Source organism: Winogradskyella litorisediminis, from assembly GCF_042675765.1.
GTDB lineage: Bacteria > Bacteroidota > Bacteroidia > Flavobacteriales > Flavobacteriaceae > Winogradskyella > Winogradskyella litorisediminis.
The window spans coordinates 58,411-75,733 of sequence record NZ_JBHTJL010000011.1 but is presented as its reverse complement, the minus strand read 5'-3'; the positions used below and the strand labels follow the sequence as shown (position 1 = coordinate 75,733).

Below are 17,323 nucleotides of genomic sequence, written 5' to 3'. Positions count from 1 at the left end.
GTTATTAGTTCTGATTGGTCCTATTGCTTTTGTTTACAGGAATATATTTATATTAGAGTAATAACTATCACCAAATCAATGATAAAATTCTTTAGAAAAATCAGGCAAAACTTACTCTTAAAAAATAAATTCAAAAAATACTTAGTTTATGCTATCGGTGAAATTTTTCTTGTTGTTATAGGAATATTATTAGCATTGAGTATTAATAATTGGAATTCAAATAGAATTAAAGATAAAATTATCAGAAATTACTATGAGCGAATTATAAGCGAACTAAATCAAGAAATAATTTCAGCCGAAAGGCAGAAAAAACAAAATCATAAATTAATTAGTTATAATCAGAGAGCTCTGAAAATTTTAAATTCAAAAAACTCAGACTCCTTAGATATATTAAAAGATTTACTTGGAGCTACCGCTACAAATTGGATAAGTGAATATTCGTTTCCTATTACAGACGAATTTTTGAATCAAAATTTTTTATCCGAGATTAAAAATGACAGTTTAAAAGCAAATTTTAAGTATTTTTCTCAAGTTTTAAAAATTACTGAAGGATTGAATGGTTATAATAATGATCAATATCGTATGACTATAGAACCTTTTTTTGCAAAAAATATCAACTACAGCGAAGTTGCTCTAAAAAATTACAAAAAGTTTTTAATTGATGGTGGTCCAAAAACTGATTTAAGACCATTTTTTGAAAATCTCGAACTTTGGAATATCCTGACATTTAAATTAGAATCACTAGAAATTGAATATCAAATGTTTGACAAAGCAATTAAGGCCTTTAAATCTTTGAAGTCTGAAATAAAAACAGAGCTAGAAAAAAAGTAAATTTTATACTGTTAGACAAAATATACATGTAATCTACTAAATCCAAAACCCACTTGCTTACACAAGTGGGTTTTGCCCTAACTAAACTAATTAACCTTAATTACAACCGCTAAATAATAATTAAGATTCTACAAATAAAACTACTTTTAGTAGCTTTCAATATAGTTACGAATGCAATTTGATTTTGGATTTTTGCTTTGTGATTTTAACAATTATTTCTAATAAATGAATTTGGCGCTTAAACTTCTAAAAGGGACTCTAGCAATTTTAATACATAGAATTTTATATAAGTTTGAGTCTGTCTCGAACTTAAAAAATTCGCGAAACACAGCAATTATAACTTCTTCGCCTCTTCCCAAAACACATCCATTTCAGCAAGTGACATGTCTTGTAAGGATTTATTCAAATCCGCAGCTTTTGTTTCTAAATATTGAAAACGCTTAATGAATTTTTTATTTGTGCGTTCGAGAGCATTTTCTGGATTGACTTTAAGAAACCTTGCATAGTTGACTAAGGAGAATAAGACATCACCAAATTCGCTTTCAATTTTATCGGTGTTTCCTGCTTTGATTTCGACTTTAAGTTCAGAGAGTTCTTCTTCTACTTTTTCGAATACTTGTTCTGGGAATTCCCAATCAAAACCAACACCAGCTACTTTATCTTGTATACGATTTGCCTTTACCATTGATGGTAAACTTTTTGGCACGCCTTCTAGCACACTTTTTTTGCCTTCTTTAAGTTTTAATTGTTCCCAATTGCGTTTGACGTCTTCTTCGTCATTAACCTCAACATCGCCATAAATATGCGGATGACGGTCAACGAGCTTATCGCAAATGCTATTGCATACATTGGCAATATCAAAATGGTTGGTTTCGCTTCCTATTTTAGAATAAAAAACGATGTGTAAAAGCACATCGCCAAGTTCTTTTTTTACTTCTTCTAAATCATTGTCCAAAATAGCATCGCCAAGCTCGTAAACTTCTTCTATAGTAAGATGTCTCAAAGACTCCATAGTTTGTTTTTTATCCCAAGGACATTGCTCACGTAACTCATCCATTATAGTAAGTAAACGGTCAAATGCTTTTAATTGGGTAGCTCTGTTGTGCATTTTAATTTAGAAATATATGAGTAATCGGTTCACTTCGACTACGCTCAGTGACCGATAATGATTACAAAAAGTTCAAACCACCATCAAATTAGGTTGATGATTTGTTACTTTATTCTTCCTCAGAAACGTCAGCTGTTTCTTCTTCTTCTTCAAGACTTTCTAACAAGTTGTTTTTTTGAAGAATATTGTACCACTGAATTACTTTTTTAATATCTGAAGCATACACACGGTCTTCATCATATTCTGGTAAAATCTCAAAGAAAAATTCTTCCAATTCAATTTTACTTGCTTTATGGCTAATTTCAGTTTGAGCGCCCTTGTATTTGTCCTTTATGGCTTTTAAAACGTCTCGCAGTGGCACTTCTTCTGTTAAAGTATAAATAGCAATTTCGCTAAGAATACTAATGTTGCTATGTGCACCTACTGTGATTCGTTTTTTGTCGTTAAGTGACTCAACTACAGCACCAGTTCGTGTTTGGGTTAAAATCTGGTATAATCCTGGTTTTCCGGATATTGATAATATTTTATCTAAACTCATTTTATATTTTTTTTGTCTGGTTGAGCGCATTCGAAACCTTTTAAAAATCTAAATTTCAAAAGATACTTCGACTGCGCTCAGTGTAACATTATAATTTCTTTTAACGCTTTCTGCTCATTGCAGGAAAACGCATTCTGTAATCTGCTCTAATTTTTCCTTTGGAAATGTTTTGCAACTTTCCTTTTAATAAACGCTTTTTAAACGATGATAGTTTATCGGTAAATAAAATACCTTCAACATGGTCATATTCATGCTGAATTACTCTCGCGATTAAACCATCGTATTCTTCGGTATGCGTATTAAAATCTTCGTCTTGATATTGGATTTTAATTTTCGGCTTTCTAAAGACATCTTCGCGAACATCAGGGATACTTAAACAACCTTCATTAAACGCCCATTCGTCACCTTCTTCTTCTAAAATAATTGGATTGATAAACGTTTTTTTGAAATTCTTTAATTCCTCTTGCTCTTCTTTTGTAAACGCTTCGTCTTCAGCAAAAGGCGATGTATCTACCAAAAACATACGTATAGCCAAACCAATTTGTGGCGCTGCTAAACCAACGCCATATGCACCGTACATGGTTTCGTACATGTTAGCGATAAGCTCGTCTAGCTTTGGATAATCTTTATCAATCTCCACAGCTTTTTTCTTTAAAACCGGGTCGCCATATGCAACAATTGGTAAAATCATATTTTTTAGTTTTTACGGATGCAAAAATACAATTCTTAATGTATTTCTAAAGCGGTTTTACAATTATTGTAGGCAATTATAGAGAAGACATATAACTCTGAAGAATAAGTGTAGCACTTATTTCATCGACCAAAGCCTTATTTTGGCGTTTTTTTTTGCTCAAACCACTATCAATCATAGATTGAAACGCCATTTTTGAAGTAAAACGTTCGTCGAAACGTTCAATTGAAATATTAGGAATTTCACTATCCAATTTTCTCAAAAACTTCTGAATATAAACCTCACTTTCTGAAGCTGTATTATCCATTTGTTTGGGTAAACCGACTATAATTTTTTCAACAGATTCTTTGGAAGTGTACTGCTTTAAAAACGTAAGTAATTCTGAAGTATTAACTGTCGTCAATCCAGACGCAATGATTTGCAATTCGTCTGTTACTGCTATACCTGTTCGTTTTGTGCCGTAGTCTAATGCTAATAGTCTTGCCATTGAGGCAAAGGTAATGATTGAAGTTGGAAGTGCGAAGATTTTAGTTGGAAGTTAGAAGCAAGAAGCTGGAAGTTACTAGTATAGACTTGAGAGAATGAAATGAATTCTTCCATCTTCCGACTTCAAGCTTTAAACGTTAACTATTTTACACATCTCACATTTCCTCACAAAATTTTCAAAATAGTTTTACAATCTTTTCAATGGCATGTATCTTTGAATTCTAAATTTTAAGATATGAATCAGATACAAACCGTTATAGAAAATGCTTGGGACGACCGTTCTTTATTACAAAATGAAGTTACACGAGATGCCATTAGAGGTGTAATTCAGCTTATAGATGAAGGTACTCTTCGCGTTGCAGAGCCAACTGATGACGGTTGGAAAGTTAACGAATGGGTCAAAAAAGCAGTTGTGCTTTATTTTCCTATACAAAAAATGGAAACGCTTGAAGCTGGTATTTTTGAATATCATGATAAAATGCCGCTAAAAAGAGATTATGCATCTAAAGGCATTAGAGTTGTACCAAATGCTGTAGCTCGTCACGGTGCATATATTTCTAAGGGAGTAATTATGATGCCAAGTTATGTTAATATCGGCGCTTACGTTGATGAAGGCACAATGGTAGATACGTGGGCAACTGTTGGTAGTTGTGCGCAGATTGGTAAAAATGTTCATCTTTCTGGCGGTGTTGGTATTGGTGGTGTTTTAGAACCTCTACAAGCTGCTCCTGTTATTATTGAAGATGGTGCATTTATTGGTAGTCGTTGTATCGTAGTTGAAGGCGTGCGCGTTGAAAAAGAAGCGGTTCTTGGTGCAAATGTGGTATTAACTATGAGCACAAAAATTATAGATGTGACTGGCGATGAACCTGTAGAAATGAAAGGTCTCGTACCTGCGCGTTCTGTAGTCATTCCTGGTAGTTATACTAAAAAATTCGCGGCCGGCGAATTCCAAGTACCTTGTGCATTAATTATTGGAAAGCGTAAAGAAAGTACAGATAAAAAAACATCACTTAATGATGCGTTGCGTGAGTATGATGTTGCGGTTTAAAAATTAAATTTTAATAATTAAATTCCAAATTCCAAAACCTTATATGTTTGGAATTTGGAATTTTTTATTTTGGGTTTTTTGATGCAAATCGCATCTTCCGACCAGAACGACGCAATTTCTTTTTATCAATCTTTAGTTGAAAATCTCTGCTATGCTTCAACATAAGCGCATGTGTTTCTTTGTATGATTTGCCGTATAGTTCGGCATATGTTTTAGACATGATTTTTATCATCGCTTTAGATAGCCACAAACGTCTAAAGTTGTGCATACGCTTATCTAAATTGAGAGTTTCAAATTTCATTCGGTTTAAATCTATGAGGTAAAACTCGTAATCAGTTTCAGTTTTAACAATCAAAGTATTTCCTGGCGAATGGTCTAAAAAATTAATATTATTCTCATGTAATTTAAAAGTGAACTCGGTGAATTTTTCAAGTATTTCTGTTCGGTTTTCAAACCAAGGTTTGTGAATGAGCTCTCTAAATTCAAAATCGAAATCGATATGCTTGCTGATATAAAAACTTCGTTTTAGTCCTGAAGCTGTAGATTCTTCAAAATACGCGATTGGAAACGGTGTCGAAATTCCACATTCAATCAATCGGCTTGCATAATCAAAAGAGCGTTTCGCCTTACTCGGTCTTACATATTTGTAAATAAAACTATTAAAGGCATTCGGGACTTTAAACGATTTTACATTCAGATTTAAATCATCAACTTCAAAAGATTTGATGCTATTTCTACTTAAAACAATGGCATCACCAGACGTATTAAAACTTTCAATAACCAACTGTAGTTTTGGTCGTAAATACTCGTATTTTGGGTGACAGTGTAAAATAGTTTCCGTTTTATTGATGTGCTCAAAGATATACCAAAGTAAATTTTAATAAAAGCCGATAAAATTATATTTTGCAAACACCCAATTGATGTGGTCCAATCAACAATGAAAAAAATTCTTGTCATTCAGAACAAACGCATAGGAGACGTACTCTTAGCGTCTTTAATTGCTACAAATCTGAAGAGTGTTTTTCCAGATTCGGTTATCGATTTTATGGTGTATGACTTCACAACTGGTGTTATTGAAGAGCATCCAGCGATTGATAATATTATTCCTATTAAAGAAAAGGAGTTGAAAAAGATTCCCAATCTTATTAAAACCGCGTTTCAAATTCGGAAAAAAAAGTACGATATTATTATGGATCCCTACGCCAAAACGCAAAGCCGAATTTTGTCTCTGTTGTCTGGTGCAAAAATCAGAATTGGATACAAAAAACGCGATAAAAATCCGCCACTTCCGTTTTACACACATAACGTTGGGTTTTTAAAAGAAAAATCGCATCCGGCAGGGAAATCTCTGGAAGATCGTGTGCATTTGGTGAATTCTGTATTTCCTCTTGAAAATCCTGATTATGTTCCAAAAATTTATTTAACCGAGAAAGAACAGCAATATAACAAACTTAACAAGTACGATAAGCCTGTTATCATGTTTGGTATTCTAGGAAGTACGCCGCAAAAATCAATGCCTTATGATTACATTGTAAGTTTGATTGATTTTGTAACTGAAAATTACGATGTATACGCTTTGTTTAATTATTCGCCACATCAAAAAGAAGACGCGCAATCTATTTACGATACTTGTAAACATAAAGACAAAATTATTTTTGATATTTATGAAGAAAGCATCCGTGGATTTGTACGCTTAATGAATAAGTGCAAATTGTTAATTGCAAATGAAGGTGGCACAGTACATATTGCCAAAGCTTTAGACAAACCAACGTTTACGATATTTTCGCCTTATGTTTTAAAAGACCATTGGGCAAGTTTTGAAGATGGAAAAATGCATACATCGATTCATCTTTTAGATGAAAAACCAGACCTTTTTTCTACTGATAGAGAACAACGCAAAAAAATTGAAGAAGACCCAAGTTTCTTGTATAAACAACTGACACCAGATTTGATTATCGCACAACTTGATAAGTTTTTAAAACAACACTTTTAACACTTTTTTATGGCAAAGCTTAGCTTAATTGATAGATTTCACCACTGGCGGAGAAAAAGACGTTGGGACAAACAATACAAAAAAGGAAAATGGGATTATTTGGCGAATGAGCGCGAAGCTGTCCGTTACCATAAAATTATTGAATACATAAAAACTTATGGTAAAGCACAGCCGTCTATTATGGATCTAGGCGCTGGCGAAGGCGTACTCAACGAACGATTGAAAGATTTCGATTATTCACAATTTACAAATGTGGATTATTCCGCAGCATCGATTGAAAAAGCAAAAGCGAAAAACTTACCCAAAGCCAAAAGTCTAGTCGCAGACATCCACACATTTACACCAGAAGAACAATTTGATGTCATTGTTTTCAACGAAGCATTTTATTATGTGCATCTAGATTTAAGACAGGAAGTTTTAGACCGTTTTATTGATAGATTAAAACCCAATGGTGTTTTAATTGTTTCAATTTATAAAGAAGGTCAAGATTGTTGGGATTTAATAAATGCCTCACCGAAACTAAAACAACTCAATTTTGAAGTTGTGAATACGGATAGAGAGACGACGTATTGGAAAGTTGGTGCTTATAGAGCGATTTAAGATTCAAGGTTTTGGATTTAAAATTTAGAATTTTAAGCTTTTAAAATTCCGTATTTCGTCCAAACCCTTTTCTCAGATTTAGTCTCTTTCCTAATAAACAAGTTGGCTTTTTCAGCAGCAGCATTTTTGTAGCCACGTGTATGAAACAAATGCACACAAATGGCACTGTAACGTATTTGCAAAGGCTTAATTCCTAAATTCATAAGGCGTTCGCCAAGTTCTCTGTCTTCGCCACCATATTGCATGCGTTCGTCAAAACCATTGACTTTTAGGATATCGGCTTTCCAGCCTGACGCATTCATGCCATCCCAAGTGGCTTTTGTTGGTGTAAATGTATTTAGTAAACACTCTTTAAATCCAGATACTGTGAGTTTATTCAGCTTAAAAGAGGATTTTAAACCTTTAGATAATAACCAATCTTTATTAAAACAATTTTGGTTTTTAATATCCTCTATTGTAATAGCTTTAGAAATAAGTTCAGGGAGTTTAAAATATCCGCCAGATAAGAAGCAATTCTGTCGTTTTAAATTGTAATGTGTTTCTACAAAGTCTTGTCGTGGAATACAATCGCCATCTGTAAACAACAGATAATCTGCTTTTGTTTTTAAAATCGCTTTATTGAGAATTTTCGTTTTTTGAAAGCCTTCATCATCTTGCCAAATATGAGTGATATTTATTTCAGAAGTTTTAGAAAAATCAACAATTAAATCTTTGGTTTCATCTGTAGAACCATCATCAGCGATGATGATTTCAAAATCTTTAAAGGTTTGAAATTCGTAACCAAAAAACACTTTTCGCAACCATTCAGGTTGATTGTAAGTACTTATAATTACAGAAATTTTTGGCATTCTTATTTTTTAACGATTCCGTGGTCAGTCCACTTTAGATTTTCGTCTTTTACCGTTTTTCGGATTGCTAAATTTCGCTCTAAAGATTCCTTGGTTTTATAACCTCGAGGATGGTCTAAGTGAAGTACAATTGCTTTGTGTCTAATCTGCTTAGACTTTAGACCGTAGTTCCATAATCGCTCACCCAATTCTCGGTCTGGTCCGCCATATTGCATGCGTTCGTCGTAGCCATTAATAGCGATTAAATCGTCTTTCCAAGCGCTAGAATTACAATTATTAAAAGATGCATTTGTTGGCGTAATAAAATCCAAAACGGTTGATAAACCTTCACCCGAATTCAATTTTAACGCATTTTTTCGGGTTACGCCACCATTTGCTTTTAACCATTTGGTATCAAAGCAGTTTTCGTTTTCAATATCTTTATTTGTAATGGCTTTGCTTGCGGCCATGTTTAATTTTAAATAACCACCAGAAAGGAAGTAGCCTTTTTCGGCAAATTTTGCATGAGTCGAGACAAAATCTTTGCGAGCAATACAGTCGCCATCCGTCATTATAATATAGTCGTGTTCCGTCTGTAGAATGCACTTATTTAACAATTCTTGGCGACGATAGCCTTTGTCTTCATGCCAAATATGACGTAAGTTTACGGGATAATCGACTTTAAATTTATCAATGAGTTCTTTGGTGGTTTCGCGTGAGCCATCATCTGCTACAATCACTTCAAAATTATCGTAATCTTGATGCTTGTAACTTTCTAATGTTTTTTCGAGCCATTCTTCGGCATTATAGGTACTTACGATGACAGTAATTGCTAAACCACTCATTATTTTTGCTTTAATATCTTGGCAAAGATACGCCTTTTTTAAGGTATTTGTAATCTGTTATTATTGCTGTAGATTTGTACTATTCTATGAAAAACACCTTATCAGTAATAATACCAACTTTTAACGAGGAAAATTACCTCGAAAAAGCCATTAGGTCTGTGCGCTTTGCCGACGAGATTATTGTGGTAGATTCTTTTAGTACAGATAAAACTGTTGAAATTGCCGAAAAATATAATTGCATAATTACACAGCGAAAGTTCGATAATTTTTCTAATCAGAAAAACCATGCTCTGACCTTTGCGACTTGTGATTGGGTTTTGTTTGTAGATGCCGATGAGCGCATTCCTTATGCTTTGAGAGCTGAAATTGAAGACGCTATCCACAATGGAAAACATGCAGGTTATAAGCTAAATTTTCCGCATTTTTATATGAATCGGTTTTTATACAATCACTCTGATAATGTTCTACGTTTGGTAAAAAGAGCCAATTGTCGTTTTGAAGGTTTGGTACACGAAAAATTGATTATCGATGGTAGTGTTGGACAACTTAAAAATCCAGTGTTGCACTTCACCTATAAAAGTCTTGACCATTACATCAGTAAAAAGGATAGTTATGCTTGGTTTCAAGCCGAACAAATGCTAAAAAAAGGTAAAAGCGCCACCTATTTTCATTTGGCATTTAAACCATTCTACCGATTCTTCAGCAGTTATATTTTGCGTCGTGGATTTATGGATGGCATCCCAGGGTTGACAGTGGCGACTATAAATGCTTACGGTGTATTTTCTAGATATGTAAAGCTAATGCTATTACAACGTGGCTTAAAATAATTTCAGTTTCCCGAAGCGCAATTTTAACTTGAATTTCGCCAGCGTGTCTTCACCTTTAATATCTATACGCTGAATTTCATAAGCATTTTTGAAAGGAAAACGATTTACACGATTCCCAATTCGCAAGCCGTATTTGATATTATTATTTTGTAGTAGTTTGAAAAATGAGTCTTTTTCGGGATTAGAGGTTGGGTATTTCCCATAAGGATACGCCAGCGTTCGATAAATTTTTAATCCTGAAGCTTCGATAAATTCTTTAGATTTTTTTAAATCTTCCGCTGAAGCTTCAAGCGACATATTCTTATAATTGCCATGTGCAAAACTATGCATGCCTAATTCAATAATTTCAGAGTCCAAAGATTGTAATTGCTCTAAAGACATAATTTGTTTTTCGCCTTCGTCCCAATCGTTTTTTCCATTGACATATTTAAACGGAACGTAGAAACACGCCTTAAAACCGTATTGTTTTAAAAGTGGTACAGCCAATTCTAACTGATTGACATAAACATCGTCAAAAGTAATTACGATAGACCTTTTAGGTAAAGATTTTAGATGCTCTAAATCTTTAAAATGAAATGATTGAAAACCTTTGGATTGTAAAAATTTCAGCTGCGCTTCAAAATTAGATGTACTGATGGTTAAGCCTCTACTTTCTGCATCTGAAGTAGAAACCGAATGGTACATTAAAATTGGGAGTTTAGACATGGAGCGTAATTGTTTTTACATGACAAATATATAAACACCATTAGTTATATTTGTCAAAAATCTCACTTTACCTCGTATGATAAGCGCTTTAGCTATAACCTATAACGAAGCTTCTAATATAGAACGCTACATCAAAAGCTTATCTTTTGCTGATGAAATTATCATTGTAGATTCGTTTAGTACAGACGAGACTGAAGCTATTGCCAAACAACATAACGTGACGTTTTTACAACGTGAATTTGATGATTTTTCGAGTCAGAAAAATTATGCCTTATCGCTAGCAAAACACGATTGGATTTTGTTTTTTGATTTGGATGAAATCATTTCTGAAGACTTAGCCGAAGAAATTCAAAATCGTATTGCTAATAACTCTGAAACTGTTGCTTATAAAGTCAAACGAAACTTTCACTTTATGGGAAAACGCATAAAGTACAGTGGATTTCAAAATGATGCCGTTGTGAGAGTTTTCAAAAAAGCGAATGCCAAATACAACGGAAAAGCGGTGCATGAAACTTTAGAAGTTAATGGAAAAGTAGAAACATTAAAAAACCGAAGCGACCATTTTTCGTACAAAGGTTTTGATGCTTACAATCAGAAATTGACGGATTACAGTAGCTTTCAAGCACAGATGCTTTTTGATAAAAATATACGTCCAAATTTATACCATTTCTTGTTCAGACCTTGGTACCGCTTTTTTCATCAATACGTCATAAAATTTGGGTTTTTAGATGGTAAAGAAGGCTTTATACTTGCCTATTGTAGTGGCTTTGCAGTTTACAAACGTTACATAAAATTATGGACGCTTTACAGAGCTATTGATTAGGCCTTTGGCAAGTATTTATCAATTCCGTTTTCTGCCCATTTAGATTTTGAAGTTATCGTCTGCAACTCAATATCGTCATTAGCATCCAAACGTTCACGAGATTTTTCAACATGAAAAATATGAAATAAAATCCCTTTAAATTTAAGTCGCTTTCCCTTAATTCCGTTATGATGCAAACGCCTCATAAATTCCGAATCTTCTCTTCCCCAACCAATAAAAGCTTCGTCATAACCATTGACAGCAATTGCATCTTTTCTAAAATAAGACGTATTGCAACCTCTAAATTTCTCTGAAATTTCTGGAACTTCACCTTGAAATTTTGCCAATATTGGCGAATAAAACGCACGTGGTCTTTTCTTGATGCCTTTAGAAAATGGGCTAAAATTTATTTTCTTTGTTTTAAATAGCGTTGGTAAAAAGGATTCTTGAATATTTACACGACCTCCGAACAGATAATAGCCGGTTTCGGCTTCAGTTAAATGGTCTTTTACAAAATGCTTGTGAATGATACAATCACCATCAATTTGAATGAGATATTCTCCTTTGGCTTTTGCAATGGCTTGATTTAAAATTTTAGATTTCTGAAAGCCTTTATCTTCCTGCCAAACATGTATAATCGGAATGTCGAATTTTGAAACATAACTTTCAATCAAGTCTTTTGTTTCTTCGGAAGAACCATCATCTGCAATGAGAATTTCATCTGGAAATTCTGACTGATTCAAGACACTTTTCAACACTAAGTCTAATGCTTCTGGCCAATTATAAGTTGAGATAATTAAAGAAGATGTTAAGCGTTTTGCCATAATTCAATTTAGCTAAAAATACGGTAAGCTTCAGAATTTAATTTTTCATGTGGCACCATAAATACATTGTCAACCGTACCACAATCTTTTAATGAAGTAATTGGTGTCCAAGTCTTATTCACTTCTCGGTAAATGGTATAATTTTCAGGAATTAATGGTAGAAAAATTTCATCCAAATCAACACCACGAGCTTCATAATAAGGTTTATTAACTTCCATCATAATCGTTGGACGATGCGCCGCAATACTATTCACGCCACCTTTAAAACAGAAATCTTCGTGACCTTCAATGTCCATTTTAATCAAATCAATATTTTCTAAATCCGAAAAATTGGTATTCCAAACTTCATCTAAAGTTTTCAATTGAATAGATGATGTTTTAAAACCAGCATCCATCGATTCGCTTGTTGGTATTGAGGCATTTCCTGTGTTAGAGCCGTGTTTAAAATCTTCACGAAGCGTAATTTCAGTGGTTGTCGAAGTGTCTGATAAACCAAAATTATTTAGAATGCAATAATCAGATAAATTATTGGCTTCAATATTATGTGTGAGACGTTTAAAATTACCTTCAAAAGGTTCAAAAGCCAAGGTTTTACCTTTCGCATTTTTTACCCTAAATACATTCGAAATGGCTACGGAATAAAACCCAATATTAGCACCGACGTCTAAAAATACACCATCAGTATTTAATAGCTGTTTTATCACTTCCAACAAATCCGAATCATAAGCACCTGTATAGAAAGCCATGCGCTCGGTACGTGTGGATAAATCCACCTTAATGGTTGTGTCATCTTCCATTTTTGCGTTAACAATTGGCTTGGCGCCAAGCGTTAAAAACACCCAATTAAAATGCTTGTACAACTGATTGAGTTTTCGGTGTTTTGGCAAACTTCGGCTAAGGCTAGAAAATCCGTTAACAACGGCGTTCATTAGGTTCATAAAATTGGTTTTGTAACGGTCACAAAAGTAATAAAGCAATTTCTTTTACTGAGGTTTTGTAGCTTTTTATTCGGAATTAAAGGTGGTTTGCCATAGTTATTTTTAAATTTACAAGCGCAAATAATTTGGCGAAAGGGCTTATGAAAATTGTGATTGTAGATAATGGCGGAAAAATTCCAGCACTAAAATATGGTGGCACCGAACGCGTGATTTGGGGTTTGGGAAAAACCTTAAATCAGCTTGGTCATAAGGTTGTTTATTTGGTTCCTGAAGGCTCATATTGCGATTTTGCCGATGTTCTTTTTTATGATGAAACCAAATCTTTTGAAGCGCAAATTCCTGATGATGCTGATGTAATTCATTTTAATTTTAAAGTGAATCCAGAATTATCGAAACCTTATATTATTACCATTCACGGTAATTATGAAGACGATACGTTTTTCGACAGAAATTCTGTTTTTCTTTCAAAAAATCATGCAGAACGTTACAATGCCGAAACTTACGTTTACAACGGTTTGGATTGGGATGATTATCCAGAAGTAAATTTAAACTTAGAAAGAACACATTATCATTTTTTAGGAAAAGCCACTTGGAAACTCAAAAATGCGCTTGGTGCTTACAGTATTGCTCAAAAAGCCAAAATAAATTTGAAGGTTATGGGCGGAAAAAAGTGGAGTGAATACAACCTTAAATATGGAAAGAAATTTCTATTAAATTCTAAAATAGACTTTTTAGGAATGGTTGATAATGAAGAAAAAACAAAGGTGGCATTACACTCTAAAGGGTTAATTTTTCCAGTAAAATGGCACGAGCCATTTGGCCTTGCGGTTATTGAGAGTTTATACTGCGGAAGTGCTGTATTTTCAACGCCTTACGGAGCACTTAACGAATTGGTAACGACCGATGTCGGATTTACAAGTAATAGGCAATCGGAATTAATTTTAGCCATTGCCGAAGCTGATTTTTCGCCTAAAGTTTGTCACGAATATGCCAGAGAAAATTTCAGTGCTAAAGTGATGACCAAAAACTACATTCAGCTTTACGAGAAAGCCATTAATGGCGAAGCTTTGAATAAGAATCAACCACACTTAAAAGACAACAGTGGGTTGGAATTACCATTTTACACCTAATATTTCTTCAAATTCTGAAATAAATAAAGTCAGAAATTATCATAAAATATAGTGTTGTTGTAACTTTGCATTTTAGAAAATAATGGCGCCAAGCTTTATAAAATGAGGTACAAAAACGCATTACAACATTCCATTTTTAAAATCATTTCTCAATCTGCAGATGCGCTTTGCATCGAAGCTTATGTTATTGGAGGTTTTGTGCGCGACTATTTTTTAGAACGTGGCGATGCAAAAGACATTGATGTTGTTGCCATTGGTAGCGGTATTGAACTGGCGCAGCATGTAGCAAATAGTTTACCAAACAAACCGAAAGTCCAGATTTTTAAAACTTACGGTACAGCAATGCTAAAGTTCGATGATATTGAAATTGAATTTGTAGGCGCGCGAAAAGAAAGTTATACTGAAGATAGTCGAAATCCCGTAGTGGAAAATGGTACTTTAGAAGATGACCAAAACCGACGCGATTTTACTATGAACGCTTTGGCATTAGGCTTAAATAATTCAAATTTTGGCGAATTATTAGACCCATTTCAAGGTATTGAAGATTTAGAAAACAAATTAATAAAGACACCACTAAATCCAGATATTACCTATTCTGACGACCCATTACGCATGATGCGTGCCATCCGATTTGCAACGCAATTGAACTTTAAAATTGAAGAAGCATCGCTTGAAGCGATTTCAAAAAATAAAAATCGCATCAAAATAATTACTAAAGAACGTATTGTTACCGAGCTGAATAAAATTTTGGAAAGCGATAAGCCTTCAATTGGGTTTATTCATCTTGAAAAAACAGGATTATTAGAGTATATTCTTCCAGAATTAACAGCTTTAAAAGGCATTGACGAAAAAGAAGGACAACGCCACAAAGATAATTTTTACCACACGCTCGAGGTTGTAGATAATATTTGCCAAACTACAGATAACCTCTGGTTACGTTGGGCTGCATTGCTACACGATATTGGTAAAGCACCGACCAAACGCTTTAGTAAAAAAGTAGGTTGGACGTTTCACGGACACGAATTTGTAGGCTCCAAAATGGTTTACAAATTATTTAAACGTTTAAAGATGCCATTGAATGAAAAAATGAAATTTGTTCAAAAAATGGTATTTATGAGTTCGCGACCAATTGTTTTGGCTTCGGATGTTACAGACTCTGCCGTAAGACGGTTAGTGTTTGATGCAGGCGATTACGTTGATGATTTAATGACGCTTTGCGAAGCTGATATTACTACTAAAAACCCGAGAAAGTTTCAGAAATACCACAACAATTTTAAAATCGTACGAGATAAAATTGTAGAAGTTGAAGAGCGTGACCAAGTTCGAAATTTTCAACCACCAGTTTCTGGCGAAGAAATCATGAAAACTTTTAACCTTAAGCCATCTCGAGAAATTGGTGTTATAAAAGAAGCCATAAAAGAAGCGATTCTTGAAGGCGAAATCCCTAACGAATACGAAGCAGCTTTTGAGTTAATGTTAGAAAAAGGAAAAGCGCTTGGATTGACAATTGATAATTAGTTAATGACCATTTTAAGAACAACATCTGAAAACAAAGACTTCATCAATTTAGTGGAAGAATTAGATGCGTATCTTAAAATTACAGATGGCGATGAGCACGAATTTTATAATCAATTCAACACAATCGAAACCTTAAAAAATGTAGTTGTTGCTTATGAAAATGAAACTGCTGTTGGCTGTGGAGCATTTAAACCATTTGATGACAATTCAGTTGAAATTAAACGCATGTTTGTATTTCCTTCAAATCGGACTAAAGGTATTGGAGCATTAATTTTAAAAGAATTAGAAAATTGGGCGAGCCTTATTGGATATTCAAGCTGTGTTTTAGAAACAGGTAAACGTCAAACTGAAGCTGTTCAATTTTACAAAAAGTGTGGTTATTACGAAATTCCAAACTACGGGCAATATAAAAACATGGAAAACAGTTTGTGCTTTAAAAAGGAGTTTAAAATAAGAATGAATAAAGATTCAGAATAAATTAATTCAAGTTCGAGCGAGAGTCGAGAACGCATTGGATTTCGACTGCGCTCAATCTGACATTAGACGTGAAATAAGAATGAAAAAAAGATTCAGAAAAACGGCCAAAGTCGCTTTAGTAATGATATACTTAGTCATCATTGCTGGTGCTGTTGTGCGTATGACAGGTTCTGGAATGGGATGTCCTGATTGGCCAAAATGTTTTGGATATTACATCCCGCCAACCGATATTTCTGAGCTTCAATTTAAACCCAATCACGATTACAAAAAAGGCATCGTCATTATCGTTGAAGAAGCTTTACAGGTTGCTACTGAAGATTTCACCTCAACATCAGAATTAAATCTCGATAATTGGGAACCGTATACGGCACACGACTATGCAGTTTTTAATCCTTTACATACTTGGGTAGAATATATCAATCGGCTTATCGGAGCACTTTCAGGTTTGCCAATTCTCATATTTACTATAATGTCTATTTGGCTTTGGAAAGACAAAAAACGATTTTTATTGCTTTCAATATTCACTGTTTTTGCTATGGCGTTTCAAGCTTGGCTTGGTAAAACGGTTGTAGATTCTAACTTAGCGCCCTATAAAATTACCATACACATGGTAATGGCTTTAGTGATTGTTGCAGTTATTTTATATTTAATTTATGCGTCCAAAACAACTTACAAAAATCAAAAGTTCGATTTGAAGTTTCGGAATGTGCTCATTTTTGCAACATTGTTAACTTTAGTTCAAATTGTTTTAGGCACACAAGTCCGTCAGTTTGTAGACGTGCAAAACAAACTTTTTGGTTATTTTAATTGGGACATTGAAATTTTAGCGCCATTGAATTTTTACATTCATCGCTCGCTTTCTATTTTAGTTTTGGTTGTTAATGTTTGGCTATTTTTAAGAAACAAAAAATTAAACTTAGGTTACAACAAATTTAAACTAGTGATGCTTTGCATTGGCCTTGAAATCCTAACAGGTGTTGTGATGTTCTATTTTAATTTTCCATTTTCATCACAGCCGTTACACTTAGTGATTGCAACCATATTAATAGGAATTCAGTTTTATATCATTTTAGAAAGTCAAAATACAGAACGCTTAAAAACCAAAATTTCTACAACATAAATTGTATCTTTG

20 protein-coding genes are annotated in these 17,323 nt (G+C 33.9%); 10 read left to right on the top strand and 10 right to left on the bottom strand.

The genetic code is table 11. From position 1 onward, the window contains the following. The first annotated feature begins 78 nt into the window (after positions 1–78). Positions 79–831, top strand: a complete 753-nt coding sequence (locus ACFQ1Q_RS09395) for a hypothetical protein (RefSeq protein WP_386130411.1) — start codon at positions 79–81, stop codon at positions 829–831. Between the two features lie 334 nt (positions 832–1,165). On the opposite strand, the gene mazG is transcribed toward ACFQ1Q_RS09395, so the two are convergent. From mazG to ruvX, 4 genes are all read right to left on the bottom strand, one after another. Further along, positions 1,166–1,939, bottom strand: coding sequence for a nucleoside triphosphate pyrophosphohydrolase (gene mazG, locus ACFQ1Q_RS09390; RefSeq protein ID WP_386130409.1), 774 nt, complete (start codon positions 1,937–1,939; stop codon positions 1,166–1,168). Between the two features lie 109 nt (positions 1,940–2,048). Beyond that, positions 2,049–2,477, bottom strand: a complete 429-nt coding sequence (locus ACFQ1Q_RS09385; protein ID WP_386130406.1) for a DUF5606 family protein — start codon at positions 2,475–2,477, stop codon at positions 2,049–2,051. A 100-nt stretch (positions 2,478–2,577) separates the two neighbouring features. After that, positions 2,578–3,168 carry a peptide deformylase gene (def, locus tag ACFQ1Q_RS09380; protein WP_386130403.1) on the bottom strand — a complete coding sequence of 197 codons (591 nt, stop codon included), beginning with the start codon at positions 3,166–3,168 and terminating at the stop codon, positions 2,578–2,580. A 76-nt stretch (positions 3,169–3,244) separates the two neighbouring features. After that, a complete protein-coding gene (gene ruvX / locus ACFQ1Q_RS09375; RefSeq protein WP_386130400.1) occupies positions 3,245–3,655 on the bottom strand; it encodes a Holliday junction resolvase RuvX in 411 nt (136 codons plus the stop codon). Between the two features lie 234 nt (positions 3,656–3,889). Between ruvX and ACFQ1Q_RS09370 the strand changes: the two genes are divergently transcribed. Further along, positions 3,890–4,705 carry a 2,3,4,5-tetrahydropyridine-2,6-dicarboxylate N-succinyltransferase gene (locus ACFQ1Q_RS09370; protein WP_386130398.1) on the top strand — a complete coding sequence of 272 codons (816 nt, stop codon included), beginning with the start codon at positions 3,890–3,892 and terminating at the stop codon, positions 4,703–4,705. 64 nt (positions 4,706–4,769) lie between these two features. Here the strand turns inward: ACFQ1Q_RS09370 and ACFQ1Q_RS09365 are convergent, their stop codons facing one another. After that, positions 4,770–5,489 carry a lipopolysaccharide kinase InaA family protein gene (locus tag ACFQ1Q_RS09365; protein WP_386130396.1) on the bottom strand — a complete coding sequence of 240 codons (720 nt, stop codon included), beginning with the start codon at positions 5,487–5,489 and terminating at the stop codon, positions 4,770–4,772. Between the two features lie 153 nt (positions 5,490–5,642). On the opposite strand from ACFQ1Q_RS09365, the gene ACFQ1Q_RS09360 reads away from it, so the two are divergent. Both ACFQ1Q_RS09360 and ACFQ1Q_RS09355 read left to right on the top strand, forming a co-directional pair. Beyond that, positions 5,643–6,698, top strand: a complete 1,056-nt coding sequence (locus ACFQ1Q_RS09360; protein WP_386130393.1) for a glycosyltransferase family 9 protein — start codon at positions 5,643–5,645, stop codon at positions 6,696–6,698. 9 nt (positions 6,699–6,707) lie between these two features. Beyond that, complete coding sequence (locus ACFQ1Q_RS09355) at positions 6,708–7,298, top strand: class I SAM-dependent methyltransferase (protein ID WP_386130391.1); 591 nt, start codon at positions 6,708–6,710, stop codon at positions 7,296–7,298. 32 nt (positions 7,299–7,330) lie between these two features. Here the strand turns inward: ACFQ1Q_RS09355 and ACFQ1Q_RS09350 are convergent, their stop codons facing one another. Together ACFQ1Q_RS09350 and ACFQ1Q_RS09345 are read right to left on the bottom strand one after the other, a co-directional pair. Continuing rightward, positions 7,331–8,146, bottom strand: coding sequence for a glycosyltransferase family 2 protein (locus ACFQ1Q_RS09350; protein WP_386130388.1), 816 nt, complete (start codon positions 8,144–8,146; stop codon positions 7,331–7,333). Positions 8,147–8,148: 2 nt separating this feature from the next. After that, entirely contained in the window at positions 8,149–8,970 is an 822-nt protein-coding gene (locus ACFQ1Q_RS09345; protein WP_386130386.1) for a glycosyltransferase family 2 protein, read from the bottom strand. Positions 8,971–9,056: 86 nt separating this feature from the next. Here ACFQ1Q_RS09345 and ACFQ1Q_RS09340 point away from each other — a divergent pair, with 86 nt between their 5' ends. Then, positions 9,057–9,797, top strand: coding sequence for a glycosyltransferase family 2 protein (locus tag ACFQ1Q_RS09340; protein WP_386130383.1), 741 nt, complete (start codon positions 9,057–9,059; stop codon positions 9,795–9,797). Here the strand turns inward: ACFQ1Q_RS09340 and ACFQ1Q_RS09335 are convergent. Next, positions 9,789–10,502 (bottom strand): polysaccharide deacetylase family protein, encoded by a 714-nt coding sequence (locus ACFQ1Q_RS09335; RefSeq protein ID WP_386130380.1) that lies wholly within the window; start codon positions 10,500–10,502, stop codon positions 9,789–9,791. The two genes, ACFQ1Q_RS09340 and ACFQ1Q_RS09335, sit on opposite strands and share 9 nt — an antisense overlap. A 76-nt stretch (positions 10,503–10,578) precedes the next feature. Between ACFQ1Q_RS09335 and ACFQ1Q_RS09330 the strand changes: the two genes are divergently transcribed. Continuing rightward, a complete protein-coding gene (locus ACFQ1Q_RS09330) occupies positions 10,579–11,325 on the top strand; it encodes a glycosyltransferase family 2 protein (RefSeq protein WP_386130377.1) in 747 nt (248 codons plus the stop codon). Here the strand turns inward: ACFQ1Q_RS09330 and ACFQ1Q_RS09325 are convergent. Both ACFQ1Q_RS09325 and ACFQ1Q_RS09320 read right to left on the bottom strand, forming a co-directional pair. Further along, positions 11,322–12,128: a glycosyltransferase family 2 protein gene (locus ACFQ1Q_RS09325; protein ID WP_386130374.1), complete on the bottom strand. Its 807-nt coding sequence runs from the start codon at positions 12,126–12,128 to the stop codon at positions 11,322–11,324. The two genes, ACFQ1Q_RS09330 and ACFQ1Q_RS09325, sit on opposite strands and share 4 nt — an antisense overlap. 8 nt (positions 12,129–12,136) lie before the next feature. Beyond that, on the bottom strand, positions 12,137–13,066 hold the full coding sequence (locus ACFQ1Q_RS09320) for an FkbM family methyltransferase (protein WP_386130372.1): 930 nt from the start codon (positions 13,064–13,066) through the stop codon (positions 12,137–12,139). Positions 13,067–13,206: 140 nt separating this feature from the next. On the opposite strand from ACFQ1Q_RS09320, the gene ACFQ1Q_RS09315 reads away from it, so the two are divergent. The 4 genes from ACFQ1Q_RS09315 to ACFQ1Q_RS09300 all read left to right on the top strand — a co-directional run bounded on the left by ACFQ1Q_RS09315 (position 13,207) and on the right by ACFQ1Q_RS09300 (position 17,311). Continuing rightward, entirely contained in the window at positions 13,207–14,196 is a 990-nt protein-coding gene (locus tag ACFQ1Q_RS09315) for a glycosyltransferase (RefSeq protein WP_386130369.1), read from the top strand. 102 nt (positions 14,197–14,298) lie between these two features. After that, on the top strand, positions 14,299–15,714 hold the full coding sequence (locus ACFQ1Q_RS09310; protein ID WP_386130367.1) for a CCA tRNA nucleotidyltransferase: 1,416 nt from the start codon (positions 14,299–14,301) through the stop codon (positions 15,712–15,714). 3 nt (positions 15,715–15,717) lie between these two features. Further along, a complete protein-coding gene (locus tag ACFQ1Q_RS09305) occupies positions 15,718–16,191 on the top strand; it encodes a GNAT family N-acetyltransferase (protein WP_386130365.1) in 474 nt (157 codons plus the stop codon). Between the two features lie 79 nt (positions 16,192–16,270). Then, positions 16,271–17,311, top strand: a complete 1,041-nt coding sequence (locus ACFQ1Q_RS09300; RefSeq protein ID WP_386130363.1) for a COX15/CtaA family protein — start codon at positions 16,271–16,273, stop codon at positions 17,309–17,311. Positions 17,312–17,323 lie beyond the last annotated feature (12 nt).

Coding starts and splice junctions, on each gene's coding strand:
- ACFQ1Q_RS09320 (WP_386130372.1), bottom strand. CDS start 13,066: ATGAACCTAATGAACGCCGTTGTTAACGGATTTTCTAGCCTTAGCCGA.
- ACFQ1Q_RS09300 (WP_386130363.1), top strand. CDS start 16,271: ATGAAAAAAAGATTCAGAAAAACGGCCAAAGTCGCTTTAGTAATGATA.
- ruvX (WP_386130400.1), bottom strand. CDS start 3,655: ATGGCAAGACTATTAGCATTAGACTACGGCACAAAACGAACAGGTATA.
- ACFQ1Q_RS09335 (WP_386130380.1), bottom strand. CDS start 10,502: ATGTCTAAACTCCCAATTTTAATGTACCATTCGGTTTCTACTTCAGAT.
- ACFQ1Q_RS09310 (WP_386130367.1), top strand. CDS start 14,299: ATGAGGTACAAAAACGCATTACAACATTCCATTTTTAAAATCATTTCT.
- ACFQ1Q_RS09315 (WP_386130369.1), top strand. CDS start 13,207: ATGAAAATTGTGATTGTAGATAATGGCGGAAAAATTCCAGCACTAAAA.
- ACFQ1Q_RS09355 (WP_386130391.1), top strand. CDS start 6,708: ATGGCAAAGCTTAGCTTAATTGATAGATTTCACCACTGGCGGAGAAAA.
- ACFQ1Q_RS09305 (WP_386130365.1), top strand. CDS start 15,718: ATGACCATTTTAAGAACAACATCTGAAAACAAAGACTTCATCAATTTA.
- ACFQ1Q_RS09340 (WP_386130383.1), top strand. CDS start 9,057: ATGAAAAACACCTTATCAGTAATAATACCAACTTTTAACGAGGAAAAT.
- def (WP_386130403.1), bottom strand. CDS start 3,168: ATGATTTTACCAATTGTTGCATATGGCGACCCGGTTTTAAAGAAAAAA.
- ACFQ1Q_RS09325 (WP_386130374.1), bottom strand. CDS start 12,128: ATGGCAAAACGCTTAACATCTTCTTTAATTATCTCAACTTATAATTGG.
- ACFQ1Q_RS09385 (WP_386130406.1), bottom strand. CDS start 2,477: ATGAGTTTAGATAAAATATTATCAATATCCGGAAAACCAGGATTATAC.
- ACFQ1Q_RS09395 (WP_386130411.1), top strand. CDS start 79: ATGATAAAATTCTTTAGAAAAATCAGGCAAAACTTACTCTTAAAAAAT.
- ACFQ1Q_RS09350 (WP_386130388.1), bottom strand. CDS start 8,146: ATGCCAAAAATTTCTGTAATTATAAGTACTTACAATCAACCTGAATGG.
- ACFQ1Q_RS09330 (WP_386130377.1), top strand. CDS start 10,579: ATGATAAGCGCTTTAGCTATAACCTATAACGAAGCTTCTAATATAGAA.
- ACFQ1Q_RS09370 (WP_386130398.1), top strand. CDS start 3,890: ATGAATCAGATACAAACCGTTATAGAAAATGCTTGGGACGACCGTTCT.
- ACFQ1Q_RS09345 (WP_386130386.1), bottom strand. CDS start 8,970: ATGAGTGGTTTAGCAATTACTGTCATCGTAAGTACCTATAATGCCGAA.
- ACFQ1Q_RS09360 (WP_386130393.1), top strand. CDS start 5,643: ATGAAAAAAATTCTTGTCATTCAGAACAAACGCATAGGAGACGTACTC.
- mazG (WP_386130409.1), bottom strand. CDS start 1,939: ATGCACAACAGAGCTACCCAATTAAAAGCATTTGACCGTTTACTTACT.